We start from the raw sequence: 25703 nt of genomic DNA on the forward strand, positions 1-25703 counted from the left end.
CCACCCAGAAGGGGAATGGACCGTGAACAGAGCACCGAAATGGTTACGAGCGGTCGCGCTCGTGGGCACCGGCGTGCTGGCGCTCACCGCCTGCGGCTCGAAGATCTCCAAGGAACCCGCCCCCGGTAGGGCGAGCGGGAAGCCGTGCGGGACCGTCACCATCGCGGTCAACCCGTGGGTCGGCTACGAGGCCGACGCCGCCGTCGTGGGCTACCTCGCCAAGAACAAGCTCGGCTGCACGGTCGTCGAGAAGAACCTCGCCGAAGAGGTCTCCTGGCAGGGCTTCGCCAACGGCTCGGTCGACGTGATCCTGGAGAACTGGGGCCACGACGACCTGAAGAAGACCTACATCGACCAGCAGAAGGTCGCGGTGGAGCACGGGGTCACCGGCAACAAGGGCATCATCGGCTGGTACATCCCGCCGTGGATGGCCAAGCAGTACCCGGACATCACCGACTGGCACAACCTCAACAAGTACGCCGACCTGTTCAAGACGACCGAGTCCGGCGGCAAGGGCCAGCTGCTCGACGGCGACCCGTCGTTCGTCACCAACGACGAGGCGCTGGTGACCAACCTGGGGCTGAACTTCAAGGTCGTGTACGCGGGCAGCGAGACCGCCCTGATCCAGGCCTTCCGCACGGCCGAACAGCAGCGCAAGCCGCTGCTCGGGTACTTCTACGAGCCGCAGTGGTTCATGACCGAGGTGAAGCTCGTGCACATCGCGCTGCCCGCGTACACCCCGGGCTGCGACGCGGACAAGCAGAAGGTGGCCTGCGACTACCAGCCGTACGACCTCGACAAGATCGTCAGCAAGAAGTTCGCCGACTCGGGCAGCCCGGCCGTGGCGCTGACGAAGAACTTCTCGTGGAGCAACGACGACCAGAACTCGGTCGCCCGCGACATCGCGGTCAACAAGCTGTCACACGAGGCCGCGGCGAAGAAGTGGGTGGACGCGCACCCGGACGTCTGGCAGGCGTGGTTGAAGAGTTGACGCTCGCTTCGGAGGGTCCCGCGTCCCCGGTCCGCGGGACCCTCCGTCACCTGGCCAGCCTGCCCGTGTAGCCGGCCCGGACCAGCCGGTCGTACGCGAGCCGCACCGCCGGCGGCATCTCCTGCGGTACCAGGTGCCCCCGCCGCGCGTACAGGTCGACGCGCTGCGTGTCGCCGACGATCAGGTCGATGACCCGTCTCGCGTCGCCCGCGTCCGCGACGTAGTCGTCCAGCGGTAGCGTCGTCGCCGCGCAGACCACGGTCACGTCGGGCCAGACCTTCCGGCAGGTGGCGTACGCCCGGCGCCGCTGGTACGGCCGGGACATGACCAGTACCGAGCGGGGCCGGAGCCCGTGGGTGGCCAGCAGGTCGCGGGAGAACGCGACGTTCTCCAGGGTGTTGCTGGCGCGGGTCTCCAGCAGCAGGGCCTCCGGCGGTACGCCGTGCGCGACGGCGTACTCGCCGTAGTGGACCGCCTCGCCCCGTGGCAGGCTGTCGGCGCTGCCGGGTGCTCTCCCTCCGGTGAAGACCAGGCGGGGGAACAGCCCGCCGCGGAACAGCTCCACGGCCAGCGCCGCGACGCCGAGGCCACGGCCGCCGAGCCCGACCCCTACGTCGCACGGACGCAGGTCGTGCCGCAGGTCGTGGTAGTCCCACAGGGTCTCCACGTCCGGCCGCACGCTCTGCGGGATGACTGTCTCGGCCACGCCGTCTCTCTTCCTCGACGGCCGTCCCGGTAACCCGTTACCCGGTCACCACCGCGACGACCATGGTCCCGGGCGGGAACGTTCCGGCGCGGGTCAGCGCGAGGATGCCGTACATCATCTTGGCGACGTAGATCCGGTCGAGCACGGTGCCGTGCCGGGAGGCCCAGTCGGCGAGGAACGCGTCCAGTTCGGGGGTGCGCTTCGCGTAGCCGCCGAAGTGGAAGCCGTACTCGATGTGCCAGTTGCGCGACCCCGACCCGTACGCGGCGCGCTGCAGCCGTTCGACCTCGGCCGTGAGGAACTCGCCGCCCTTGAGGACGGAGAACCCGATCGCGCGCTGCCCTGGTGCCAGCTTCGCTGCGAGACCCGCGAGGGTACCACCGGTACCGACGGGGGAGCAGATCACGTCGAACGGCTCGTCGATCTCGGCCGGGATCTCGGCGCAGCCCAGGACGGCCAGGTCGTTGCTGCCGCCCTCCGGCAGCAGGTAGAAGTCGCCGAACTCGCGCCGCAACCGGTCGACCACCTCCGGGGTGTGCTTGTGCCGGTAGGTGGAGCGGTCGAGGTAGGTCAGGCGCATGCCCCGGCCGGCCGCGTACGCGAGGCTCGGATTGAGTGGCAGGTGCTCCTCGCCGCGGATCACCCCGATGGTCGCGAACCCGAAGCGGGCGCCGGCCGCTGCCACGGCCCGGATGAGGTTGGAGTGCGCGCCGCCGAACGCGAGCAGGGTGGTGCACCCCTGCTCGCGTGCCCGGGCCAGGTTGTACTTGAGCTTGCGCCACTTGTTGCCGGGCAGCTCCGGATGGATCAGGTCGTCGCGCTTGAGCAGTAGCCGTACCCCGTGCGGCGCGAGCCGGTCGTCGCGTAGTTCCCGAAGGGGAGACGGCAGCCGAAGCTCCACGCCGACCGGCCCCCTTCCTGCGGTAACGGTAATGATGATCACTGAATTCGCGGCCGGAGCCGCTCCCGTCGGAGGGTACGGTGGGGCTTCGTCGCGAGTTGTGGCGGACGGCCCCTCCCGGCGTGTTCTTGCTCTCCGGGCGCCGATGCCCGCGCTTCTGCGCGCCCACGGGCGCCCCGAACGGAATGGCTGCATGTCCTCCTGGCTGTCGGCGGCTTCCCGGCCGCGTCTGTCCCGCCCCGCGTGGCTGTCGTCACCCCGCGTCCTGCGTACCGAGGTCCTCGCCGGTCTCGTGGTGGCGCTGGCGCTGATCCCCGAGGCGATCTCGTTCTCGATCCTCGCCGGAGTGGATCCGCGGGTGGGGCTGTTCGCCTCGTTCACGATGGCGGTGACCATCGCGTTCTGCGGTGGCAGACCGGCGATGATCTCGGCGGCTACCGGCGCGGTCGCCCTGGTCGTGGCGCCGCTGGTCCGTGACCACGGGCTCAACTACCTGATCGCCGCGGTCATCCTCGGCGGGATCCTGCAGATCCTCCTCGGCCTGCTCGGGGTGGCGAAGCTGATGCGGTTCATCCCGCGCAGCGTGATGGTCGGCTTCGTCAACGCGCTCGCCATCCTGATCTTCTCCGCGCAGCTCCCGCACCTGGTCGGGGTGCCGTGGCTGGTGTACCCACTGGTCGCCGTCGCGCTGGCGATCATCGTCGGGCTGCCCCGGCTCACCAGGGCGGTCCCGGCGCCGCTGGTCGCGATCGTCGTGCTCACCGTGTTCACCGTCACTGCGGGCGTGGCCGTGCCGACGGTCGGCGACGAGGGCAAGCTACCCGACAGCCTGCCGGTGTTCGGGCTGCCCGACGTCCCGTACAGCTGGCACACGCTCCAGGTGATCGCGCCGTACGCGCTGGGCATCGCGCTCGTCGGCCTGATGGAGTCGCTGATGACCGCGAAGCTGGTCGACGACATCACCGACACCCGCTCCAACAAGACCCGGGAGTCCTGGGGTCAGGGCGTGGCCAACATCGTCACCGGCTTCTTCGGCGGGATGGGCGGCTGCGCCATGATCGGCCAGACGATGATCAACGTGAAGGTGTCCGGCGCCCGTACCCGCCTCTCGACGTTCCTCGCCGGCGTCTTCCTGCTGATCCTGGTCGTCGTTCTCGGACCGGTCGTCGCGGGGATCCCGATGGCCGCCCTCGTCGCCGTCATGATCATGGTGTCGGTCGGGACGTTCGACTGGCGCAGCATCACCCCCGCCACGCTCAAGCGGCTGCCGGTAGGCGAGACGGTCGTCATGGTCGCCACCGTCGCCGTGGTCGTCGCCACCAGCAACCTGGCCATCGGCGTGGTCGTCGGGGTCATCGTCGCCAGCGTGGTGTTCGCGCGGCGGGTCGCGCGCCTGGTCCAGGTCACCAGCGTCGTCGACCCGGACGGTGGCACCCGCATCTACTCGGTGCACGGCCAGTTGTTCTTCGCCTCCAGTAACGATCTGGTGGGCCGGTTCGACTACGCCGGCGACCCGGAGCACGTCGTCATCGACCTGGCAGGCGCCCATGTCTGGGACGCCTCGTCCGTGGCCGCGCTCGACGCCGTCGCCGGCAAGTACGCCGACCGGGGCAAGCGGGTCGAGATCGTCGGGCTCAACCAGCCCAGCGCCCAGCTGCACACCACCCTCGCCGGGAAGCTCTGACCCGGTTCGGTCGGGCCGGCAAGGCCCGCTCCGACAAGCACAGCTGTCTTAAGGCCGACGCGGCGTGGCGGTCCTGGCTGCACCGGGTGGTTCGCCACGGGGGCTGAGGTGTGGCGCAGATCTCGGTTTGAAAACGCCACCGAAGGGACCATCAACCGATCACCGTTTCGGTGCCGGTGCGTTGATCATTCGACCGACCGCCTGCCCCCGGAGACACGGTGACCACGAGGACGTACCTGAGTTCGGGCGTACTGGAGCAGCTCGACCGGGCACAGGAGGAGCTCGACCGCCACCTGCTCGTCACGCCCGGTGGTAGCTGCCGCGCCTGCGGCCACGAGGAGCCGTGTCAGGGTCGGCTCGCCGCGATGCAGACGTTCGCCAGGTACGGGCAGCTTCCCAGGCGAACGCCAGGGTCGGCCGGCCGTACCCTGCTCGGGCGGGCGTGACGCCCGCCCGAGCAGCTCAGAGCACAGCGGGCGCCGTGCCGGCTCGCGCCGGCGCCGGCACCCGGCCGGCGTACCGGCGGACGACGTCGTCGACGCGCCGGTGCTCGTCGCTCATCGTGGGCCGGTGCTCGCTCGTGAGCCGCGCGACCCGGTCGAGGATCGCCGGCGAGGTGGAGCGCATCGTCAGTACCAGCAGGTCCCAGCCGATCTCGTCGAGCACCCGGCGGGCCTGCCGGTCCGAGCCGACCTGGCACCAGCGCCGCAGCTCCGGAAGGCGGTCGAGGAGGTCGGGGGCCCCGCACGCGGTGACGGCGACCCCGTCCACGGCTGCGCAGGCGGCTTCCTCGGCGTGGTGGGCCTCGACCGCGTTGAGCAGCGGGCTGACGTCACCGGAGAGCGTCGGGTCGTACAGGCCGGGGTACGGCGTCTCCTCGTAGCCCGGCTCGTGGCCGGCCAGGTAGAGCGGTGTCACCGGCGGATGGGCGGCGACGTAACCCGCCGCCAGGTCCAGCAGGCTGACCGGCCAGCCGAGGTCGCGGATCGCGTGCAGCCGGAACACGTGGTCGGCGCCCGCCAGCAGCGTGGAGAGCAGGAGCTGTGCCGACTCGATCGCGGACTGGACGTAGAAGACGGTGTCGGGGGAGTGCAGGCGGACCGGCTCGCCGTCGTCGCACCACCGGCGCAGCCGGTCGAGGACGATCGAGTTGTCGACGACGTGGGTGAACCGCACCCCGGCGCACGCCATGCGGCCGTGTCCGGCGACGTCGGCGACGAGCCACTCGCCGATCCGCTTCGATTCCGTGTACACGCACCGCGAGTACAGTCGCAGCGCCTTGCCGGTCGAGGCGTACACGAAGCGGCCGACCCCTGCCCGCTCGGCGGCCCGCGCCACCTGGAAGGTGCCGACGACATTGGTGTCGACGGTGTAACCGACGAAGCGCTCCGCCAGCCCCGGGTCCCGCTGGGCGGCCAGGTGGAACACGATGTCCGGCTGGTACCGGGTGAAGAACCCCTCGACCGCCTCGGCCGAGCGCACGTCCACCTCGACGTACTCGACGCCCGTCACCGGCCGGCGCGGCGCGGCGATGTCGGCGCTGACCAGGCGGGCCGTGCACAGCCGTCTGATCTGTCGAAGCAGGACGGTGCCGACACAGCCGCTCCCGCCGGTGACGGCCACCGTACGGCCTCGCAGTTCGGCGGAGACGGCCCGTTCGGGCAGCGGCACGGTACGGCGTGCGATCGACAGGTATCGGTGGAGTTCGGCGCCACTGCCCGGCCGGCTCGCCAGCAGTTCGGCGGTGAGTTCGGCCAGGCGTCCGCGCGTCGGCTCGTCGAGCCGGGCCTGCCGTGGTGGTGCCACCGAGCGCATGTCCTCGAGGATGGCCGGCGTATGGCGCATTTTACCCCCTTTGCCTATTGGTCCACGGCGGATAGGAGGAGCTACGGCTCGGGCGCCGCGTCGCCCGCGGCCTCGCACACCGAGTGGCGGAGCATGGCGGTCGGACAGGTGCGGCAGCTCGGCGCGGCCGGTCACGTGGCGGTGTACCGGCGCGGTGTACCGGGTCGCGGGGTCGCCTGTCGTTCCGCCCTCGCTCTGCCCGCTGCGGCGGCGGCGGAGACTCGTACCCCGGTCGGAGTTCTGCGGCGACGTTGGAGCTAGTACCGGCGTGTCAGGGCATGTCCTGGGTCTCGCCGCGCGCGATCTCCGCGAACGCCGCGTCCAGGTAGCCGGCGAGGTCCCGCCCGGATGCGGCGAGCAGGTCGGCGATCAGCAGCGGGGCGTGCCGGGCGAGGTCGGTCGGGTTCGCCGGGGGCGCCTCGCCGTCGTCGCCGTGGACGCCGAGCGCGCCGAGCAGCAGGATCGCCACCACGTCCGGATCGACCTCCGGGAGCCAGTCGGCTGCCGACCGTACACAGGTGGCGAGCGCCGCCTGGACGTCGTCGCCGTCCAGCCCGTCGGGGTGCAACTCCTCCAGCAGCGACCGTACGACGGCGCCGAGCACCAGGCCGACCTGCTCCGGGTTCAGCGTGGCCAGCCGGGCGGTGGCCGCCTCGAACGCCTCCCGGTCGCGGTCCCGGGCCGCCGCGACGGAGTCGGTCGCGGCCGCGGCGATGATCCGGGCCGCTCCGGTCAGCCTCACCGGTTCACCGGCCCGGCCGGGGCGCCGTCGAGGGCACCAAGCTTCAGGCGCATCGCCGGGTCGGCGGTGCGGGCGAACCCGAGCGAGCGGTAGAGCGGCTCGCCCTCGCGGGAGGCCCGCAGGTCCACCGTGGTGATGCCGCGCCGCCGGTACCAGTCGATGAGCCGCTCCATGCAGGCCCGTGAGTACCCCCGCCGCCGCTCGTCGGGGTCGGTCGCGACGCTGAACACGTGCCCCGTCACGCCGGTCGGGTTTTCCGGCGAGGCCAGCCGGCACTCGACGGCGCCCAGGACGCACGCGGCCAGCCGTCCCGGCCGCCGCGCGGAGTCCACGACAAAGGCGACCAGCGTTCCGTCCGGCTCGGCCAGTGCACCGCGCAGCGTCCGCAGGGCGGCCTCCCGCCACGGACCGTCCACGGGCTCCTCCCCCGTCAGGGAGGCGAGCATGACGGCTCGCAGCCGGACCAGTTCGGGGGCGTCTTCGGGGCTTGCCTGGCGGACCTCGACCACCCGGCGGACATTAGTGCCGACGCCGCGAACCGGCGAGTCACTTTCGGGGACGGGTTGCGCACATCACCCGTCGCGCCGTCCGCGTCGCACCGGCGCCACCCGGCACCGACCCCGTACCCACCTTCCCGGCGACCGCCTCACCGGCACAGCCGCCCGGCCTGACTCGGCGGGATCCCTTATTTCACAAGGATCGGGCCGTTTGCCGGACCCTCCGACGGGGAGGGCTGCCGGCAACGACGGTCGGGCGTACGGGGGTCGCGATGACTGCGCGGCGGGGTTTGCCAGCCGGAGCCGGGGCGGCTGGCAACCTCCGGCCGTAGCCGCCGCCGTCGTCCCGCGCTCACCCGGCACACCGCGCACCGTCCGCGCCGACGCTGGCCGTCCTGACCACCGGCCCTCCTGATCACTGTCACAAGCCCCGTTCGCGACCTGCCCGGCTCGGGGCGGCCGCCGCCTGCGCGGCGGTCCGCAGACCGCCCTCGGCGCCTCGTCCGCCGGCTGTCGTGGCCCGTCGACCATGCCCGGACCTTTGGTACCACCGTGGAAACGCAATTAGGTATATGGGGGAGAAAAGAATGCCAGAAACCCAGCCGCGTTATGCGAGGCTGCCGGTCCTGTCGAAGACCGGGATCGTCGTGCTGCGGTCCTTCCCGGGGCGCCTGGATCCGGCGGAGTGGGAGAGCCTCACCTATCTGGACTGGAAGTCCGGCGGCGACACCAACTTCGCGGTCCTGGCCTCCGCGACCGGCGACGACGATCCACGCGGATTCTGGGAGCACGACAAGCCCGACAAGGACGGGATCTGGACCGCCAACGCCCTGCGCGCGCCGACCCTGCGCAAGTGGGTGACGTCGGTCGGCGCCCGCTTCGGTCGGGTGCGCATCATCAAGCTGTACCCGTCCACCAGCGAAACCCAGGTCACCGGCGAGTACCTGCACCTTGACGACAACAACCGGTTGAACCCCGACGGCGAGGGCTGGGTCGTGCGGGCCTGGCTCAACCTCACCGACGATCCGGACAGCTACATGATTCTGCGGGAGGACCGTGACGACCCGTCCACCGAACACCGCATTCCGTTGCCGGCGGGCGCGCAGTTCGTCGTCGACACCGAAAGGCTCTGGCACGCGGCCTATCACACCGGTACCGCCGCGCGGTACGCGATGATCGCGAGCTTCGAGTCCGGCCCGGCGCTGCAGGCGTGGATCGACGCCAACGCGGCCGAGCGTACGTCCGCGCAGCGTCCGATGACGGGCGCTGAGATCTCCCGCTGACAGCGTGGCCGGGCGCCCAGAGACGGCCGGCGGTGCCTCTTCCGGGGGTGGAAAGGGGCACCCCGGCCCGTCCTGGACGGTCTCGCCGGGGGCCAGCCAGCGGTGACCGCTGTCGCTCTGCTCGGTGAACGGGCCGTTGACGCTGTTGACTCCGCGCCCCGCCGTACAGTCGGAGCATGACTGACCCATCGGCGGTCACCGTCGCCGGCGAGCCGACCAGCGTTCTGCTGCCCGGCCACGACGTCCCCCTCGGCCGCTACACCACGGTCCGTCGGCTGTTGCCGCAGCGGCCCCGCCGGATGGTTGGCGCGTGGTGCTTCGTGGACCACTTCGGCCCCGACGACGTGGCGGGCCGCCCGGGCATGCGGGTTGCGCCGCACCCGCACACCGGGCTGCAGACGGTGAGCTGGCTGGTCGACGGGGAGATCCTGCACCGTGACAGCCTCGGCAACCGGCAGTCGGTGCTGCCCGGCCAGGTGAATCTGATGACCGCAGGCCGGGGCATCGCGCACTCCGAGGAGTCGCCGGCGCAGCACCCGCCGATGATGCACGGGCTCCAGTTGTGGGTGGCGCTGCCCGACGGCGCCCGGCACGGGCCGCCGCGGTTCGAGCACCATGAGACCGTACCGGCGGTGCGTGACGGCGGCGTGACCGTCACCGTCGTCGTCGGCGCCCTGGACGGCGCACACTCACCGGTCGTGGTGCACACGCCGCTGGTGGGGGCCGAGATCCTGATGACCGCCGGGTCCGCGACCCGGCTGCCGCTCGAGCCCGACTTCGAGTACGCGGTGCTCGCCATGACCGGCACCGCCGAGGTCGGCGGCGTCACCGACGCCGTGACACCCGGCTCGCTGCTGTACCTCGGCACCGGCCGGTCCGGGCTGGACCTGCGCTCCGACCGCGGGTCCCGGCTGTTCCTGCTCGGTGGCGAGCCGTTCGACGAGCCCCTCGTGATGTGGTGGAACTTCGTCGGGCGCTCGCACTCCGAGATCGTCGAGGCGCGTACGGACTGGATGGCGGGGCACCGCTTCGGCACCGTCACCGGGTACGCCGGCGACCCGCTGCCGGCGCCGGAGATGCCCACCGTCCGCCTCAAGGCGCGCGACCGCCACGGCCGAACCAGCGGCTGACCTGGCCGCCGGTCCGGGCGCGGGTTTCAGGCCTGCGCGGCCAGCGCCGGTGCCCGCCCGGGCCCGCCCGGCTCGTCCGCCGGCGCCCCGGCGCGGGCCGCGACGGCGAGGCCCACCAGCGCCAGCGCCTCGGCGATCGCGAAGCCGCCCAGGTACGCGGCCTGCGGCGACTCCGACACCCAGGACGCGAACAGCGTGCCGCCGACGGCGAGGATGGTGGTGGAGAAGATCGAGTCGGCCAGTTGCAGCGCCGAGCTGTTGGCGCCCTGCTCGGCCGGCTTGGACAGTCGCAGCGTCAGCGCCGACATGGTCGGGTACGACAGGCCCATGCCGAACCCGGCCAGGGTCCAGCCGGCCGCGCACACCCACACCGGTACCACCGGCGCCACGCACGCGACGGCGGTACCGATGCCCACGCAGATCAGGGCCAGGCCGATCTGCAGCCGGCGGGTCGGGGCCAGCCGCTGGCCCCGGCGCCCCTGGTACCAGGAGCCGAAGAACCAGGAGACGCCCCCGATGGTCAGCGTCAGCCCGGCCGCCGCAGGGGAGAAGCCGCGCTCGCGCGTCAGCATCAGCGGGATGAAGACGTCCGCCTGGATGAACGCCGCGCCCGCGAGGCCGCGCAGCAGGACGACGCTGGGCAGGCCGGGTCGGACCGCGAACGTACCGCGCGGCAGCAGCCGGGGGGTGAACACGGCGAGGCCGGCGAGGGCGAGCCCGATCAGGATGAGCGCGTTGACGCCCCGCTGCTGACCGCCGACGTACAGCAGGCCCATGCTCGTCGCGGCGCCGACGGCCCACCAGGTACGGCGCCCCGGTACGACGACGGCGGCCTGCGGTGCCGGCGCGGCGAGCCCCCGCAGCCCCGGCCGCATGAGCAGGACGGCCGGCGCGGTGAGCAGCACCATGCCGAGGAACACCCAGCGCCAGCCCAGGTGCTCCACGACGAGACCGGCGAGTGACGGGCCGGCGATGGACGGCACCACCCAGGCCCCGGCGAACGACGAGAAGACGCGTGGATGCAGCCCCGCCGGGTACGCCTGCCCCACCACGACGTACAGGGCCACCGTGACCAGTCCGCCGCCGAAACCCTGAGCGACCCGGCCGACCACCAGCGTCCACATGTCCTGCGCCGCGCCGGCGACGATGAGGCCGGCAACGAACGTGGCTACGCCGGTCCACAGCGGCGCGGCCGGGCCCTTCCCGTCGCTCCACCGACCGGAGATGACCATCGCGATCACCCCGGCGGCCAGCGCTCCGCCGAACGCCAGCGCGTACAGCGAAAGCCCGTGCAGCGCCCGGGCAACGGTCGGCATGGCGGTCGTGACGGCCACCGCCTCGAAGGCGACCAGGGAGACCAGCGTGACCATGCCGATCGTCAGTGCCCGGTACGGTGGGGCTAAGGGGCCTTTGCTCACGTTTTCCTCTTTCGTCGTTCGATGCCCGTCGAGCATGCAACATCAACTCGACGTGAGGTCAAGCGGCACGACTCGGGTACGCGCCGACGCGGTCCGGGGGCACGAGCGCGCGACGCCGTCCCAGATCCGCTAAGGTCTCGACCGGCCCAATCTGTCGATCCAGTGGCGTGGGCCGCCTGATCGACAACAGAGAGTGTTCACCCACAGGTACTGCGGTTACCTGGCCAATGCCGAGCGGCGGGAGTGTGCGGTTGCTGATCCCGACCACCAACTATGGGTTCGTCTTTTGTCGGAAGCTCGGTACGGTCGGGGCGGCCGTGATCGCCGTAGGTGGGGTGCTGGCTGGCGTCCAGTCGTTCACTGACCCCTTGGGGAAGGTGCCGGGGATCCGTGAGCTACGCGAGTCGACCGTGTTCTCGGTGCTCGTGGTCTACATCGGCCTCACCCTGCTGCTGGGCGCCTGGTGGCGGATCGGCGCGCTGATCCACCGTCCGGACGGTCCGTCCTGGCGTGAGCTCGCCGGCTCGGCGGTCTGGTGGGGAGCGCCGTTGACGTTGCTCGGGCCGGTCTTCAGCGGCGATGTCTACAGCTACATCGCGCAGGGCGCGATGACGGTGGTCGGGATCGACGCGTACCGCTACGGCCCGGCCGCCATGGGTGGACCGCTCAACCTGAACGTGCCTCCGATCTGGCAGGACACCCCGGCGCCGTACGGGCCCGTCTTCCTCGACCTCGCCGGCTCGGTGACGCGGGTGACGGGTGAGCTCACCTGGCCGGGCGTCGTCGGCATGCGGGTCCTGGCCATCGTCGGCGTCGGCATGCTGGTGTGGTCGGTGCCCCGCATCGCCCGGTACTGCGGCGTCGAGCCGAACGCGGCGCTCTGGCTCGGCGTGCTCAACCCGCTGGTCCTGCTGCACCTCGTCGCGGACGCCCACAACGACTCGCTGATGCTCGGCCTGATGTCGGTCGGCCTGGTACTGGTGATCGAGCGGCACCCGGTGCCGGGCTGCGCGCTCATCGCCTTCGCGGGGCTGGTGAAAGCGCCGGGCGGCCTCGCCATCGCGTTCGTCGTGCCGATCTGGGCGCGGTACCTGAAGGGCCGGCTGCGGTGGGGTCGGGCGGGCCTGGGCGCCGTCAGCGTCGCCGGCGCCACCGTGGTCGCCGCGACCGCGCTCGCCGATACCGGGTACGGCTGGGTGCACGCCCTCAACACGCCCACCCGTGCCCACACCTGGCTTTCGATCACGACCGACCTCGGTAGCCTCACCGGATACGTGGGGGAGTGGCTCGGGTTGACCACCGTGGACGCGGCCATGCACGCCTGGTGGACGGTCGGCCTGGGGGCGGCCGCCTGCGTCTTCGTGGAGTTGTGGCGGCGTAGCCCGCAGATCGGACCGGTGGCCGCGCTGGGGCTCAGCCTCGGGGCGCTCGTGATGCTCGGCCCGGTCGTGCACCCCTGGTACCTGCTCTGGGCGATCGTGCCGCTCGCCATGTCGGGTTCGGCGACGGTGCGTCGCTGGGTGGCCGTACTGTCGGTGGCGCTCGTCGTGTTCGTCCTGCCGGGCGGGGTCCAGCCGGGCATCCCGGCGCTGACCGGAGCGGTGATGGGTACCGGGGCGGTGCTGGTCGGGTTCGTCGTCCTGACCGGCCTCGGCCGCCGTCAGTTCCTGGCGCCGCTCGTCATCGGTGGGGGCGGCGGCAACGTCGCCGTACCGGACCTGCGGTGGCTGCGCCCGGTCGGCTCCACCGCCTCGGCCACGGTCGCGCTGGAACCGGTGGCCGCGCCGAGCGGAGAGTCAGGCCGCATCCGGCCGGCGACGCAGGGTCATTAGGAGGCGCTCGCGCACCCCTGCCGGGGACGACCCGGCAGGTGACGCGGCGCCGGACGGCACGAGGGTGCGCTGGCTGATCGCGTACGCGGCCGCGTTGCCGCCCGGGTCGATGTCGTCGAGCAGCCGGTCGAGGTGGGCGAGCACCGCGCCGTGCACCCGCCAGAGCTTCGGTTCCTTCCGCGCGTCGACCAGCAGGGCCTCGCTGGCGAGGTCCCGCAGGGAACGCGCGCGCCGCACCGCCCGCCGCAGCGCGTCGGCGCTGTCGACGGGACCGGCCACGTCGGACGCGACCAGCTGGCCGAAGGCCAGGACCCCCTTCCCGGCGGCGTCGAGCAGCCCTGCGAGCGGCAGGCGCGCCTCCGGGTCGGGCAGCTCGTGCGACGGCATCCCTTCGACCCGGTCGGCCAGGCAACTGCAGGTGACCCGTACGTGGATCGCCGAGTACTCGAGCGCGGTCAGCGCCGAACGTAGCCGCTCCGGCACGGTGGTCGCGGCCGCGCGTCGCGGGTTGAGCCGCAGGCTCTCCTCGGCCTGGGCCAGTGCGCCCTGGGCGGCGCGGACCTGCTTCTCCAGCGCCCGCGCCCGGCGCAGGCCGTCCAGCGCCCGCTCGTGTGTCCAGCCCCGCTCGACGTCGACCGCGATCGACCGCAATACCCGGCCGATCTCCTCGGCCAGCCGGCCGATGGCGTCGCTGGCCGGCTGGACGTGGACGGACGGCGCCGCGAGGCTCACCAACACCCCGACGCCGGCCCCGATCAGGGTCTCGAACACCCGGTTCAGGCCCAGGTGGTTGTGGCTGCCGAGGACGAGGACGGCCATCGCGTTGACCGCGATCTCGAGCGAGTGATCGCCGAGCCGTAGCACCTTGCCGAGCAGGAGCGCCGCCAGCACGGTGATGCCCAGGCTCCACCAGGTCAGACCGAACACCGAGGACAGCAGCGCCGCGATCACCACGCCGACGATGACGCTGCCGATCCGCTGCCACCCGTGGCGGATGGTCTCGTAGAGCGTCACCTTCACCACCAGCAGCGCGGTGAGCGCCGCCAGCAGCATCGGGTGGTCCCCGCCCAGCACCCGCTGGGCGAGGACGTACGCGACCACGGCCGCGACGGTCGCCTTCATGACCTGGGCGGTGGAGATCTTGTCGGTGCGGCGCAGCCGCGGCCGGGGCTCTCGACCCCGGCGCGTTGCGTCGGCCGCCCCGGACGGGGCCGACATCAGCGACCGTCCCGGGGCCAGTCCGTCTCCGCCGCCCCGCGCCGCCATATTCATCTCCCGTCTGATCGACCACCGTGCCCGCCCCGACGCCGGGACGCGCTGACGGGTAGCGCACCCACGGGTCGACATCTGGGCGGACGCTGGTGACCGCTCGAACCGTTGCGGCCCTCAGTCAAGGTGGTTCGGGGGCGAATCAGGTTGGCGGTCGGGTGCCGCGGGGTTGCCGACCTTGGAGATTCGGGCCACTTGCCGGCGGCCCACCTGTCCGAGATCCACGGAAGCGAGCGCGGCGAGCGCCGCCTCGGTCGCGGCGGCGCTCGCGGGCAGCAGGGGCAGGCGGACCGCCGGGGTCGGGATCCGACCCTGGGCGTGCAGCACCGCCTTGACGACGGTCGGGTTCGGCTCGGCGAACGCGGCCGCGGACAGCGCCACGAGACGGTGACCGAGGTCCCGGGCCCGGTCGACGTCACCGGAGTGCCAGGCGTGGACGAGATCGACGAAGGCGGCCGTACACAGGTGGGCGGAGGCCAGTACGCCGCCGGCCGCGCCGAGCGCGAGCATCGGTGAGACGAAGGCGTCGTCACCGGCCAGGACGGCGAAGCCCGCCGGTCGGTCGGCCATCAGCGCCACGGTGTCCGCGTCGATGCCGCCGGTCGCGTACTTGATCCCGATGACCCCCGGCAGCCGGACCAGGTGGCGCAACGTCCCCGCCCCGACGGCCTGGCCGGTGCGGTACGGGACGTGGTAGATCACCAGCGGTACCGGGCTGTCGGCGGCGAGCCGGGTGAAGTGGGCGATCACGCCGCGCTCCGACGGTCGGCTGTAGTACGGGACGACCGTGAGCGCGGCCGTCGCCTCCGGCCACGCGTTCAGGCCCCGCAGCGCCTCCACCGAGGCGGCGGTGTCGTTGGAGCCGGCTCCGATCATCAGGCCGGCGCGGCGTTCCCGGCAGACCCGGGCGCAGATGTCGATGACGGTGCGCCGCTCGTCGGCGTTGAGCGTGGCCGGCTCGCCGGTGGTACCCAGCGCCACCACTCCGGCCGCGCCGGCGTCGATCACCTCGTACGCGAGCCGCTCCAGGGCATCGCCGGCCACCCGCCCGTCGGCGGCGAACGGCGTGACGAGCGGTACGTGGACTCCGGTCAGGATGTGTCGCATGGGTTCCAGGTGTGGCATGAGCTCCACCCTCGGTGCCGCCGAGGTTCACGTCCAGTTCGCGTTTCTGCGGTGATACGTAAGCTGAACTGATGCTCGACGTACGCAAGCTGCGGTTGCTGCGCGACCTGGCCCGCCATGGGACGATCGCCGCGGTCGCCGACGCGCTGTCCTACACCCCGTCGGCCGTCTCCCAGCAGTTGGCCGCGTTGGAGCGGGAGGCGGGGGTACCGCTGCTGGAGCGCACCGGGCGGCGGGTCACGCTCACCCCGGCCGGAGCGATCCCGGTCGAGCACGCCGAGGCGGTTCTCGCGGCCCTGGCGCAGGCCGACGCGGCGCTCGCGGCCGTGCGTACCGGTCTGATCGGGCCGCTGCGCCTCGGCGCGTTCCCGAGCGCGGTACGCACGCTGCTGCCCGCCGCCCTGGTCGCGCTCGGGCGCGCGCACCCCGGGCTCGAGCTGAGGGTGACCGAACTGGACCCGGTCGGCGTACCCGACGCGCTGCGGACCGGCCGGCTCGACGTCGCGCTCGTCCACGACTACGACCACGTACCGATCGAGCCCGATCCCGCCCTCGATACCGAGCCGCTGATCGACGAGACGATGTACCTCGTCGGTGCGGCCTCGCTGGCGGAGACCGCCGACGCACCGTGGATCACCGGTACGCCCGGGACGCTCTGCCACACGGCGGCGCTGCGCTCCTGCCAGGCGGCCGGGTTCACGCCCCGGGTACGCCATCACGCCGACGACTTCAGCACCGTGCTGAGCCTCGTCGCGGCGGGACAGGGCGTCGCGCTGGTCCCGCAGCTCGCCGCCGCCGACCCGCCGCCGAGCGTGACGCTCACGCCGCTGGACACCCACCGGCGTACCCGGATCGCCTACCGGCGCGGTACCGGCCGCCACCCGGCGATCGCGGCGTGCGTGGCGGCGATCCACGCCTCGGCGGCGGAGTACCTATCGCATTGACACCCGTGGCTCGTCGCCGAGCGCGACGAGTACCTCCCGCAGCGCGTCGATGGCGGCCCTGGCGGTGTCCTCGGGTACGGAGTGCAGCAGCGCCGCCTGGGCAGAGCTGGCGGCGCGAACGGACGCCTCGGCGATGTGGACCCCGGACGTGGTGAGACGCACCCACGAGCTGCGGGCGTCGCGCGCGTCCGCCTCCCGCGCGACGAGGCCGGCCCCGGTCAGCCGCCGAAGCAGGTTGCTGGTACCGCCGGAGGACAGCAGCAGCCGGCTGGCCAGGTCGGTCGGGCGCAGCCGGTACGGCTCACCCGCGGCCCGAAGGACGGCGAGCACCTCGTACTCCGCCCTGGTCAGGCCGAAGCGGGTCAGTTGGGCGTTGGTGGCCTCGCCGAGCAGGGCGGCCAGGCGGGCCGCGCGCTTGCCGAGTTCCAACTCCGGACCGGCGACAGCCGGAAGCTCGGCGCGCCAGGCGTCGACGAGGTCGTCCACCGTGTCACGTCGCGCGATTGTCCTGTCCACTAATCGGACGATACCGTGCGCTACAGGCGGAAAGTCGTGAGGATGGGCACGATCCCGTCCTGTCGTACGGTACCGGCTCGACGCGACGGCAGCGCCGCCGTCGCGTCGAGCCGCGCCGCGTACCTCATCGCCGCCGCGCCGCGGTGATTTCCTACCGCAGGTCCACGACGAGCGAGTGCCGACCCGCGCCGGTGTCGACGACCACCTGGGTGCCGCGGGCGGTCCGCACCACCCGGTAGGCCGCGCGGTGACCGTCCAGCTTGACGCCCGCCACGCCCGCCCCGGCGGGCAGTACCGCGCCGACGGTGAGCCGGCAGGACACCCGGGCGTCGGCGTCCACGCGTACCGTCTTGTCCTTGCTCGTGGCGGTCACGTCGACCGAACCGGAGCCGACGACGATGTTCGACCCGGCGATCCGGTTCTGACCCGGCGGGAGCTGCGGCACGACGGACAGCCGGCCCTGGCCGAGGTCAGGGTCGACGCCCAGGTACTGGTGGACGACGGGCCAGAGGATCCCGTACGCGCCCCACGCCTGGAGCACGCTGGAGCGGGTGAGGAAGCTCTGGTCGATGTTGGCGGTGAAGTCCGGCGACGGGGCGATCTCCGGCATCGCGCCGGGCAGCTCCCACACCGACCGGTCGAGCTGGATCCGGGCGTTGCCGGTGGTGTAGAACCGCTGCGGCCCGAGCCGGCCGTAGTTGCCCTCCGCGACCGCCGCGACCGCGGTGTTGAGCGAGAACGTGGACCGCTCGGCGGGTACCGAGGAGACCACGGTGTCGCAGGACGGTCCCGGGTTGCCCGTCGGTGCGCTCGTCGGGCCGGTACCGGTGTGGTACAGCCCGAACTCGCCGTTGTAGCAGTCGCGTTCGCGCTGCCCGAGCGCGATGACGGCGTGGTCGGCGGAGGCCAGGGGCCCCGTCGGCAGGGCCGCCTCCATCGGCGTCAGCCCGATCCAGTGCCGCTGGAACACCTTCGCGTTCCCGGGGTCGGTCAGCGAGTCGGCGTACGACTTCGCGCTGCTTGCAGCGGCGCCCGTTACGGCGGCGCCAGTTGCGGTGGCGTCCCCACCGGCCCACCACGCCTGCTCGAAGCGCTGCTTCCGGTTGGCCGCCTCGGTGTTCGCCCACCTCGCGGTGGCCGTGTCGCCCCGGCTCGCGGCCAGCTCGGCCAGGTCGGCCAGGCCGCGGACGGTGTACACGGCGACGTCGAGCTTCTCCTGCCCCATGCCGGGGCGCTCCACGTTGCCCAGCCCCTCCGGCCAGCCGTCGCCGTCGGCGTCCAGGCCGGTCACATGCCGCATGCTGCGCACGCTGAGGTCGTACATCTCGTCGCGGAACGCGTTGTCGCCGGTCCACCGCCAGACCAGGGCGACGGTACTGGCGAACTTCGCGCTCTCGTCGGTGTTGCCGGGGTCGCCGTTGGCGCCGAAGTACACCTGACCGTCGGGCGTGACCTCGTGGACGATCTTGCCCGACCGGGCGTTGACGAGGTCGCTGATGTCGCGCAGCGCCCGCAGGTGGTTCTTCACCGCGTCGAACTGGCCGGCGGCGACCGCCGCGAACGCCGTGTACTCGCCGTCGGTGGCGAACAGCCACGGGTAGTCCGGCCAGCCCGCGCCGATCCAGCGCGCCTCGGCGACCGTACCGGCCGGCGGCGGGTACTGCTTGCCCTCGCGGCTGGCGAACACCTTCAGGTCGCGCGAGGCCTGGACCGAGTCCGCGAGGTTCTGCTTGGACCACTCGACGCTGCGCGCCAGCAGCGGGTCGCCGGGCAGGTCGACCCGGCTGCGGGCGGCGACCGCCGCGCGGGACGCCATCTTGCGCGCCAGCGCGGCGTCCGGGTCGCGCAGCGCCCGGTTCAGCTCGTCGTACGCCGGCCGGACACCGGCGTCGGAGCCGGCGACCGCGAACCACACGGTGCGGCCGGTGCGGGGAAGGTCGATCGTGTACGTCAGCTCGCCGCCGGTGCCCTTGCCGTACGGGCCGTCGTCGCAGCGGGCCGGCGTCGGGTCGCTCGCCGGGCACACCACGGCCGGCTCCTGCGGCCCGCGCATGCCGGCACCGAGCCGGTGGGCGTCGGGGGTGAGGCTACTGCCGACCACGGCCGCGTAGTCGTGCGCCGCCGCGCCCGGTACGGGCGGCCTGCCGGTCTCGCGGAACAGCACGTTGCGACCGTCGAAGTTCGCCGTGTCGGGCAGGTTGAACGTGGTCTGGTCGGGCGTGGTCCAGCCCCACGGGTACGCCGCCATCAGCTCGGAGTGCGCGTTCACCGTCAGCGTCACGCGCTTCGGGCCGCCGCTGAACGTCAGCCCGACCAGCCCTGCTCTGCCCCCGTCGGGCGCCACGTCGACGCGCCGGACCTTCAGGCCGTCCGGACCGGCGAGGTCCATCCGGGCGTACCCCTGCCCGCTGGTGAACGTGGTCGCCGTGAGCCACTGGCCGTCGGCGGCGAACCACAGGCCGTCCAGCAGCTTGATGGGCGCGGACCAGAAGCCGCCCATCTCGCCGCGTACGTGCCAGCCGGTGGCCGGGTAGGTCGCGTCGGCCGCGCCCACCTCGTAGAAGCGGTCGCCGGTCACGACGAAGCGCCGGTCTGCCAGGCGGGTGCTCTCCGACAGCTCCACGGGTTTGGCCATAGCCGCAGCCGTGGCCGCGGGGGCCGCTGTGGCCGCGGCGAAGTCGACGAAGCCGATCGCCGTACCCAAGGCGAGGGCGGCGGCGAGCACGGCGGGCCGCTTCCGGCGTAAGGGGTGAGGCATCAGCGATCTCCTTCACGTGAGTCAGCACTGACTCTCGTCTTCGAACATTGATCGCTGTCGCCGTGGTTCGCAACCGTCGACACGCCATCGAGGGACGTGACGGCTTCCGATAAATGCGTCGCCGGGCCCATGCGCTGGTCGGATAATCGCTCGCATGCCGACATCCAAGATCGAACCGCTGTACACCGCCCTGGACTTCAACAGCCCGATGTCCGACGCGCGGGTCGCCCGGATCATCCGTACGCTGCAACCTGCCGACGGGGCCCGGGTCGTCGAGGTCGGGTGCGGCTGGGCTGAGTTGCTGCTGCGGATCGCCGCGGCAGAGCCGTCCGTCCAGGCCGTCGGCATCGACGTCAACGAGGACCTGATCGAGCGCGGACGGGCGAACGCCGCGGCGCGGGGCCTAGCCGACCGCGTCGACCTCCAGGTGGCGGACGCGCTGAAGTGGGAGGCACCGGCCGCGGACGTGGCGATCTGCATCGGCGCGGGTCACGCGTTGGGCGGTACCGCCGCGGCGCTGGACGCGCTACGGCGGTCGATACGCCCTGGCGGGCGCATCGTCTTCGGTGAGGGCATCTGGGCGCAGCCCCCGACGGAGGCGGCGACGGCCGCGCTCGGTGGCGACCCGGACGAGTTCGGCTCGCTGGCGGACCTCGTCGACCTCGCTGTGGCGCGCGGTCTGCGCCCGCTGGACGTGTCGGAGGCGTCGACCGAGGAGTGGGACGCGTTCGAGTCCGGCTACGCGCTCGGGTGGGAGCGCTGGCTGCTCGACAACCCGGCCGACCCGGAAGCCGAGGCGGTCCGAGCCAGGGCCGACGAGCACCGTGAGCGGTGGCTGCGCGGGTACCGTGGCGTGCTCGGTTTCGCGTACCTGACGCTAGGGCGGAGCTAGCGGGAAGTGATGCGTCGTCGAATGAACGTGCGCGGAAGACATTGACACGTCTCGTGCAGGACGTAGCCTGACACAACCCCTGCCCGAGGAGGTCCGAGATGACGCTCTCCTACGCCGGCGGACTGTCGACCGTGCCCCTGCTCGGCCAGACCATCGGTGAGAACCTCGCCGCCACCGTCGCGCGGGTGCCCGACCGCGACGCGCTCGTCGATGTGCCCAGCGGCCGGCGCTGGACCTATGCGGAGCTGGCCCGCGACGTCGAGGCTGTCGCGCTGGGGCTGCTCGCCCTGGGCGTGGAGAAGGGGGAGCGGGTCGGCGTCTGGGCGCCCAACCTTCCGGAGTGGACGATCACGCAGTACGCCACCGCCCGCGTCGGCGCGGTCCTGGTCAACATCAACCCGGCGTACCGCACGCACGAACTGGCGTACGTGCTGCGGCAGGCCGGTGTGCGTACCCTCGTTTGCGCCGAACGGGTCAAGACCTCCGACTACCGGGCCATGGTCGCCGACGTCCGGGCGGAGTGCCCGGCGCTGCGGGAGGTCGTCTTCATCGGTACCCCCGACTGGGACGACCTGGTGGCGCGGGGCGCCGGGGTCCCGGCCGGCGCACTGGCGGAGCGGGAAGCGCGGCTGGCCTTCGATGACCCCATCAACATCCAGTACACCTCGGGTACCACCGGGTTCCCCAAGGGCGCGACCCTGTCGCACCACAACATCCTCAACAACGGGTACTTCGTCGCGGAGGCGCAGCGCTGGACCGAAGCGGACCGGGTCTGCCTGCCGGTGCCGTTCTACCACTGCTTCGGCATGGTCATGGGCAACCTCGGCGCGACCAGCCACGGCGCCTGCATGGTGATCCCCGCGCCGGTGTTCGACCCGGCCGCGACGCTGCGCGCGGTCGAGCAGGAGCACTGCACCGCGCTGTACGGGGTGCCGACGATGTTCATCGCCGAGCTCTCCGACCCGAGCTTCGCCACCACCGACCTGTCCAGCCTGCGCACCGGCGCGATGGCGGGCTCCCCCTGCCCGACCGAGGTGATGAAGCGGGTCATCGCCGACATGGGGATGACCGACGTGACCATCGCGTACGGCATGACCGAGACGTCGCCGGTGTCGACGCAGACCAGCCCCGACGACGAGCTGGAGCGGCGGGTGTCGACGGTGGGTCAGGTCGGCCCGCACCTCGAAGTGAAGATCGTCGACCCGGCGACGGGGCTGGTGGTGCCGCGTGGCACCCCCGGCGAGCTGTGCACCCGCGGCTACAGCGTGATGCTCGGGTACTGGGAGATGCCCGACCGTACCGCCGAGGTGATCGACGCCGCGCGGTGGATGCACACCGGGGACCTGGCGACCATGGACGAGGCGGGGTACGTCAACATCGTCGGCCGGATCAAGGACATGGTGATCCGGGGCGGGGAGAACATCTACCCCCGCGAGATCGAGGAGTTCCTGTACACCCACCCCGACATCGTGGACGTGCAGGTGGTCGGGGTGCCCGACGCCAAGTACGGCGAGGAGTTGATGGCCTGGGTCAAGCTGCGTGACGGTGCCGCCCCGTTGAGCGCCGACGCGCTGCGCGAGTACTGCCGCGGCAGGCTCGCGCACTACAAGATCCCCCGGTACCTGAAGATCGTCGACGGGTTCCCGATGACGGTGACCGGGAAGATTCGCAAGGTGGAGATGCGCGAGGTCTCCATCGAGGAACTGGGGCTGGAATCCGCGGCCGCCGAACGGCACGCCTGACGCCGCGGCATGGACGCCGACGCCTTGCCGCGGGCGATGTCGAGCGACGCCTGGGCGGGGTCGACGCCGGTCACCTCGATGCCACGCTCGGCGAGCAGGCAGGCGAACGTCCCGGTGCCGCAACCGACGTCGAGGACGCTGCGGGCACCGACCTCGTCGGCGATCGCGAGCTATGCGTCCAGGTCGCCGCGGTCCGGGTCGGGTGGATCGTAGATCGCGGCGAGTCGGGGCTCCTCGAAGTGCGCGTCAGCCATGGCGCGGAGGGTAGCTTCGGCCGGCTCCCGGTGCGAGCGAGTATCCCGCCCGAGCCGACTCGAAACGCCCTGTCCCAAGTGGTCCAGGCACTGATTCACTGACGCTCACCGATCGGCCATTGGCCTGTGCCCGGACCGTCTATGGCTGTCCGGAAAGGTGAGAGGCATGATCCTTGGGTGGCGGAGATTCGAACGTTGCTGCACCGGAGCCTGTCGCCACCGCCTTTCCTTGACGACCAACTTCATATGTCTAGAGGTACTTGTCATGTGGTCGACAAGAGTGACGGCGACGGGCCTTGATCGTCTTAGTGGCGCGTAACGGGTTGTACGTGCGTCACGAGCATTGGCGACGACAGGAGCGACAACTATGCTGATGGGATTGTTGCCAGCGCTACGTGATCTGCGTGCGCCCTTGGTTGCGGGATATATAGTGGTCGTCGCGGCATATTTGGCTTTCCATGACCACGTCCCTTCCAGTGGAAAGGCGACCGGGGCGCTTCGTTCGCTGTACGAATTGGCGCAGTGGACGGGTAACTCCGGCGTCCTTGTCGGCGCGACTTTCCTCGCCTTTCTGGCTGGGTCTGTGATCCAGTTCGGAGCTGAAGCGTTCGGTCGTATACGAAACACGAAGCGAGGTGGGCCAAAGTATGACTTGCAGGATGCCAGCTTAATATCAACATACGTCGACCAGCGCGTGGCAGATGATCCCCGACTGCTTGACGAGGCCAGGCATGAGATTTCAACTGATGTTTCAGCGCCCGATGAGGTCAAGACAGCCATGGTGGCAGCTATTTCCAGAGAGCTCCCTCGTATCGCCCGGCGTATGCGTGGTAGTGAGAATGAGCTGTACGACGAATACGACCGCCTGATCGGCGAGGCGCAGTTCAGGGAGATTACGCTTATACCGCTTGCGCTGTTGATCGGCGCGTTATCGGTCACCTGGTCCTTGTTTCTTCTCCCGGCTGTCGTCGTCCTGCCGCTCCTGAAGCGGCAAGCCGTGTATCAGCGCGAGGCGGGACACGAGGTCGTAGTGGATGCCTTGCTGGTCGGAAAGGTCGCGGCTCCGTATCTTGAGCGCCTGGAGCGACGTGCGGACGCTCGTAATACTGTGAACGCCAGACCGGTCAATCCATCGGGGACATAGAGCACTGAACAGAGGTGACCGGGTGTCTCACGGCGAGGTAGCCGATTGCAATCCCAACCTATGCCCCTCGCATAGAGCGTTGGTATGGGTCGGGTAGATAACGTACGACCGCGTGGTAGCGCTGCTCTGGGGTAGACGGCGCCCTATCTGCTCCGATGGTCATGGCCACTGCTCCGACTGCTCCAAGCAGTTGGGACGACGACGTGGCGGATTGTGCGGCGGCGATTGGCCAAATAGCGCGGCGACGCGGACGAGGACATCTCGCCAGCCGCCGTCGCTGCCGTCTGGGCGAAGTTCCAAGCCGCACAGGCGGACCCACTCCAGCGCTGGAAAGCGACGGATGTCGGCACCGACAACGGTCACACACATGATCAGCGGGCCGAGCCCGTAGCAGTAGTGAGCTTGCGGGATCCGGACGACATCGCCAGCCTGGATCCACTGGCTCTCGGGAATGGGCGTCACCATGCTTCCCCACGACGAGATCGGTTGGTGGGGCGCCGAGACGGGCGGGGTCGGATTCCGGTGCCCAGCACCCGCCCCGGGCCTGACCTCAGCGTGTCGCTCCAGTCGATGACGGGTTATGGCCTGGTGTGGCCTCGAGAGTGCACTTCCGTACCCCTTCAGCTTTAGGCTGGACGTACTCGACTCCGCGCGGGAGAAGTCGCCGCGATGACCGTTGTTCGCATTTGGACCGGCCGTGAGGCCAGCGCGCTACGGGCCGCGCTGCGCCTGAGCATCCGTGACTTCGCCGAACACCTGGGCGTAGGCGTGCGCACAGTGACCAAATGGCACGTACGAGGCGAGGACGTCAGTCTTCGCCCGGTGATGCAGTCGGTACTCGACACCGCCCTCGCACGCAGCGGCGACGAGGTGCGTGCCAGGTTCGAGCTGATCCTGGGGACGGATAACGAGCCTGCACCAGGTCCCTGCGGCTGTACCACCCTTGCGGTGCCGCCGGCACTGCTGGTCGAGCAGTGGGATCACCGAAAGATCGATGCCCTGGCCGAGTTCCTCGCCGAGGAACGGGAACTGATGCCAGACAGTGCGCTCCTGCTGTCGCAGGAGTGGCGCATCATCGATCCGCCACAAGTTGTGGAGACCCGGGCCGGACGACGGATCGGTACGCGCCTGGCCGAGGTTGTCGTCGAGCGCACCGACGCCCTCCGGCGGATGGATGACTTCCTCGGCGGCGGCGACATGCTCGATCTCGTCCGCCGCGAATTGCGCGCGACACTGGACATGGTCCGCGACGCGTCCTACACGGAGAAGACCGGTCGGCTGCTGCTCGGCGCGGTTGGCGAACTGTGCCAGGTCGCCGGTTGGGTCGCCAGTGACGCCGGCCTGTACCACCGCGCGGCGCGGTACTACCTCGGCGGCGTGGTGGCGGCACACGTGGCCGACGACAAGTCGCTCGCCGCGAACCTGCTGTCCTCGCTCTCGTACCAGGTCGCGAACGTCGGTGATCCCCGAGATGCCGTGCTGCTCGCCTGCACCGCGTACCACGGGGCGGAGAAGACCGCGACTCCGACGACGCGGGCACTACTGCTGGAGCGGCTCGCCTGGGCGAACGCGCGCTTCGGCGATACCCAGGCGACCCTGCGGACGCTCGCCCTCGTCGAGGAGGCGTTCGCAGACGGAAACCTCGAGTACGATCCCGTCTGGGTGTACTGGCTCAACCGGGACGAGGTCGACGTCATGGCCGGGCGGTGCCTGACCGAGTTGAAGCAGCCGAAGAAGGCGATCCCGCTACTGGACGCGGCTGTTCGGCGGTACGACGACAGCCACGCGCGCGAGATGGCGCTGTACCTGTCGTGGCTGGCCGAAGCGCATGCGTACGACGGGAGTGTCGAGGAGGCAGCCCAGACGGCGATGCGGGCGCTGCGCCTGTCGGCGAGCACCACCAGCGCTCGCAGCGCCGATCGCATCAGGGTCGTGCGGCGGGCGTTGCAGCGGTATCGCGGTAACGCTTCTGTGGATGAGTTCGAGGAGCGGGCCGCGGAGGTACTCGACCGCACCATCGGGTGATCCGT

At 71.2% G+C, this 25703-nt stretch carries 22 protein-coding genes and 1 pseudogene; 11 read left to right on the forward strand and 12 right to left on the reverse strand.

Annotated elements, in window-relative coordinates; translation table 11 throughout:
• Positions 1 to 22 precede the first annotated feature (22 nt).
• Complete coding sequence (locus Pme01_RS24785; protein WP_168118064.1) at positions 23 to 991, forward strand: ABC transporter substrate-binding protein; 969 nt, start codon at positions 23 to 25, stop codon at positions 989 to 991.
• 46 nt (positions 992 to 1037) lie between these two features.
• Here Pme01_RS24785 and Pme01_RS24790 read toward each other — a convergent pair whose 3' ends face one another.
• Together Pme01_RS24790 and Pme01_RS24795 are read right to left on the reverse strand one after the other, a co-directional pair.
• Positions 1038 to 1697 carry a YdcF family protein gene (locus tag Pme01_RS24790; protein ID WP_168118065.1) on the reverse strand — a complete coding sequence of 220 codons (660 nt, stop codon included), beginning with the start codon at positions 1695 to 1697 and terminating at the stop codon, positions 1038 to 1040.
• Between the two features lie 37 nt (positions 1698 to 1734).
• Positions 1735 to 2598 carry a 1-aminocyclopropane-1-carboxylate deaminase/D-cysteine desulfhydrase gene (locus Pme01_RS24795; protein ID WP_203935848.1) on the reverse strand — a complete coding sequence of 288 codons (864 nt, stop codon included), beginning with the start codon at positions 2596 to 2598 and terminating at the stop codon, positions 1735 to 1737.
• A 193-nt stretch (positions 2599 to 2791) separates the two neighbouring features.
• Here Pme01_RS24795 and Pme01_RS24800 point away from each other — a divergent pair, with 193 nt between their 5' ends.
• Positions 2792 to 4282, forward strand: coding sequence for a SulP family inorganic anion transporter (locus tag Pme01_RS24800; RefSeq protein ID WP_168118067.1), 1491 nt, complete (start codon positions 2792 to 2794; stop codon positions 4280 to 4282).
• Between the two features lie 218 nt (positions 4283 to 4500).
• Positions 4501 to 4728, forward strand: coding sequence for a hypothetical protein (locus Pme01_RS24805; protein ID WP_168118068.1), 228 nt, complete (start codon positions 4501 to 4503; stop codon positions 4726 to 4728).
• A gap of 16 nt (positions 4729 to 4744) precedes the next feature.
• Here Pme01_RS24805 and Pme01_RS24810 read toward each other — a convergent pair whose 3' ends face one another.
• The 3 genes from Pme01_RS24810 to Pme01_RS24820 all read right to left on the reverse strand — a co-directional run bounded on the left by Pme01_RS24810 (position 4745) and on the right by Pme01_RS24820 (position 7378).
• A complete protein-coding gene (locus Pme01_RS24810; protein WP_168118069.1) occupies positions 4745 to 6127 on the reverse strand; it encodes an NAD-dependent epimerase/dehydratase family protein in 1383 nt (460 codons plus the stop codon).
• A gap of 271 nt (positions 6128 to 6398) precedes the next feature.
• Positions 6399 to 6869 carry a hypothetical protein gene (locus tag Pme01_RS24815; RefSeq protein WP_168118070.1) on the reverse strand — a complete coding sequence of 157 codons (471 nt, stop codon included), beginning with the start codon at positions 6867 to 6869 and terminating at the stop codon, positions 6399 to 6401.
• Entirely contained in the window at positions 6866 to 7378 is a 513-nt protein-coding gene (locus tag Pme01_RS24820) for a GNAT family N-acetyltransferase (protein ID WP_168118071.1), read from the reverse strand. The genes Pme01_RS24815 and Pme01_RS24820 overlap by 4 nt, the downstream gene beginning before the upstream one ends.
• Positions 7379 to 7953: 575 nt before the next feature.
• On the opposite strand from Pme01_RS24820, the gene Pme01_RS24825 reads away from it, so the two are divergent.
• Complete coding sequence (locus Pme01_RS24825; protein ID WP_239088442.1) at positions 7954 to 8649, forward strand: hypothetical protein; 696 nt, start codon at positions 7954 to 7956, stop codon at positions 8647 to 8649.
• Between the two features lie 176 nt (positions 8650 to 8825).
• Positions 8826 to 9779, forward strand: a complete 954-nt coding sequence (locus tag Pme01_RS24830; protein ID WP_168118073.1) for a pirin family protein — start codon at positions 8826 to 8828, stop codon at positions 9777 to 9779.
• Between the two features lie 26 nt (positions 9780 to 9805).
• Here the strand turns inward: Pme01_RS24830 and Pme01_RS24835 are convergent, their stop codons facing one another.
• Positions 9806 to 11197 (reverse strand): MFS transporter, encoded by a 1392-nt coding sequence (locus tag Pme01_RS24835; protein WP_239088443.1) that lies wholly within the window; start codon positions 11195 to 11197, stop codon positions 9806 to 9808.
• A 251-nt stretch (positions 11198 to 11448) separates the two neighbouring features.
• Here Pme01_RS24835 and mptB point away from each other — a divergent pair, with 251 nt between their 5' ends.
• Positions 11449 to 13029, forward strand: coding sequence for a polyprenol phosphomannose-dependent alpha 1,6 mannosyltransferase MptB (mptB, locus tag Pme01_RS24840; protein ID WP_168118075.1), 1581 nt, complete (start codon positions 11449 to 11451; stop codon positions 13027 to 13029).
• Here the strand turns inward: mptB and Pme01_RS24845 are convergent.
• Positions 12994 to 14295 (reverse strand): FUSC family protein, encoded by a 1302-nt coding sequence (locus tag Pme01_RS24845; protein ID WP_168118076.1) that lies wholly within the window; start codon positions 14293 to 14295, stop codon positions 12994 to 12996. The two genes, mptB and Pme01_RS24845, sit on opposite strands and share 36 nt — an antisense overlap.
• A gap of 120 nt (positions 14296 to 14415) precedes the next feature.
• Entirely contained in the window at positions 14416 to 15423 is a 1008-nt protein-coding gene (dapA, locus tag Pme01_RS24850; protein ID WP_239088444.1) for a 4-hydroxy-tetrahydrodipicolinate synthase, read from the reverse strand.
• A 71-nt stretch (positions 15424 to 15494) separates the two neighbouring features.
• On the opposite strand from dapA, the gene Pme01_RS24855 reads away from it, so the two are divergent.
• A complete protein-coding gene (locus Pme01_RS24855; RefSeq protein ID WP_168118077.1) occupies positions 15495 to 16367 on the forward strand; it encodes a LysR family transcriptional regulator in 873 nt (290 codons plus the stop codon).
• Here Pme01_RS24855 and Pme01_RS24860 read toward each other — a convergent pair.
• Complete coding sequence (locus tag Pme01_RS24860; protein ID WP_239088445.1) at positions 16356 to 16883, reverse strand: MarR family winged helix-turn-helix transcriptional regulator; 528 nt, start codon at positions 16881 to 16883, stop codon at positions 16356 to 16358. The genes Pme01_RS24855 and Pme01_RS24860 overlap by 12 nt on opposite strands.
• Before the next feature lie 151 nt (positions 16884 to 17034).
• Positions 17035 to 19641 carry a glucosidase family protein gene (locus tag Pme01_RS24865; protein WP_203935849.1) on the reverse strand — a complete coding sequence of 869 codons (2607 nt, stop codon included), beginning with the start codon at positions 19639 to 19641 and terminating at the stop codon, positions 17035 to 17037.
• A 154-nt stretch (positions 19642 to 19795) separates the two neighbouring features.
• Here Pme01_RS24865 and Pme01_RS24870 point away from each other — a divergent pair, with 154 nt between their 5' ends.
• Both Pme01_RS24870 and Pme01_RS24875 read left to right on the forward strand, forming a co-directional pair.
• Positions 19796 to 20533, forward strand: a complete 738-nt coding sequence (locus Pme01_RS24870) for an SAM-dependent methyltransferase (RefSeq protein ID WP_168118110.1) — start codon at positions 19796 to 19798, stop codon at positions 20531 to 20533.
• Positions 20534 to 20631: 98 nt separating this feature from the next.
• The gene (locus Pme01_RS24875) at positions 20632 to 22275 is read left to right on the forward strand and encodes an AMP-binding protein (protein ID WP_239088446.1); all 1644 of its coding nucleotides are present in this window, start codon (positions 20632 to 20634) and stop codon (positions 22273 to 22275) included.
• Positions 22276 to 22295: 20 nt separating this feature from the next.
• Here the strand turns inward: Pme01_RS24875 and Pme01_RS31590 are convergent.
• Positions 22296 to 22439, reverse strand: a pseudogene (locus Pme01_RS31590) (class I SAM-dependent methyltransferase); the annotation flags it as partial.
• A 457-nt stretch (positions 22440 to 22896) separates the two neighbouring features.
• Here Pme01_RS31590 and Pme01_RS24885 point away from each other — a divergent pair.
• Complete coding sequence (locus tag Pme01_RS24885) at positions 22897 to 23673, forward strand: hypothetical protein (RefSeq protein ID WP_168118111.1); 777 nt, start codon at positions 22897 to 22899, stop codon at positions 23671 to 23673.
• A gap of 159 nt (positions 23674 to 23832) precedes the next feature.
• On the opposite strand, the gene Pme01_RS24890 is transcribed toward Pme01_RS24885, so the two are convergent.
• Positions 23833 to 24135 (reverse strand): hypothetical protein, encoded by a 303-nt coding sequence (locus Pme01_RS24890; protein ID WP_203935850.1) that lies wholly within the window; start codon positions 24133 to 24135, stop codon positions 23833 to 23835.
• A gap of 207 nt (positions 24136 to 24342) precedes the next feature.
• On the opposite strand from Pme01_RS24890, the gene Pme01_RS24895 reads away from it, so the two are divergent.
• A complete protein-coding gene (locus tag Pme01_RS24895; RefSeq protein ID WP_168118113.1) occupies positions 24343 to 25698 on the forward strand; it encodes an NsdA family TPR-like regulatory protein in 1356 nt (451 codons plus the stop codon).
• Positions 25699 to 25703: the final 5 nt, after the last annotated feature.

Source organism: Planosporangium mesophilum, assembly GCF_016863255.1.
Classification (GTDB): domain Bacteria; phylum Actinomycetota; class Actinomycetes; order Mycobacteriales; family Micromonosporaceae; genus Planosporangium; species Planosporangium mesophilum.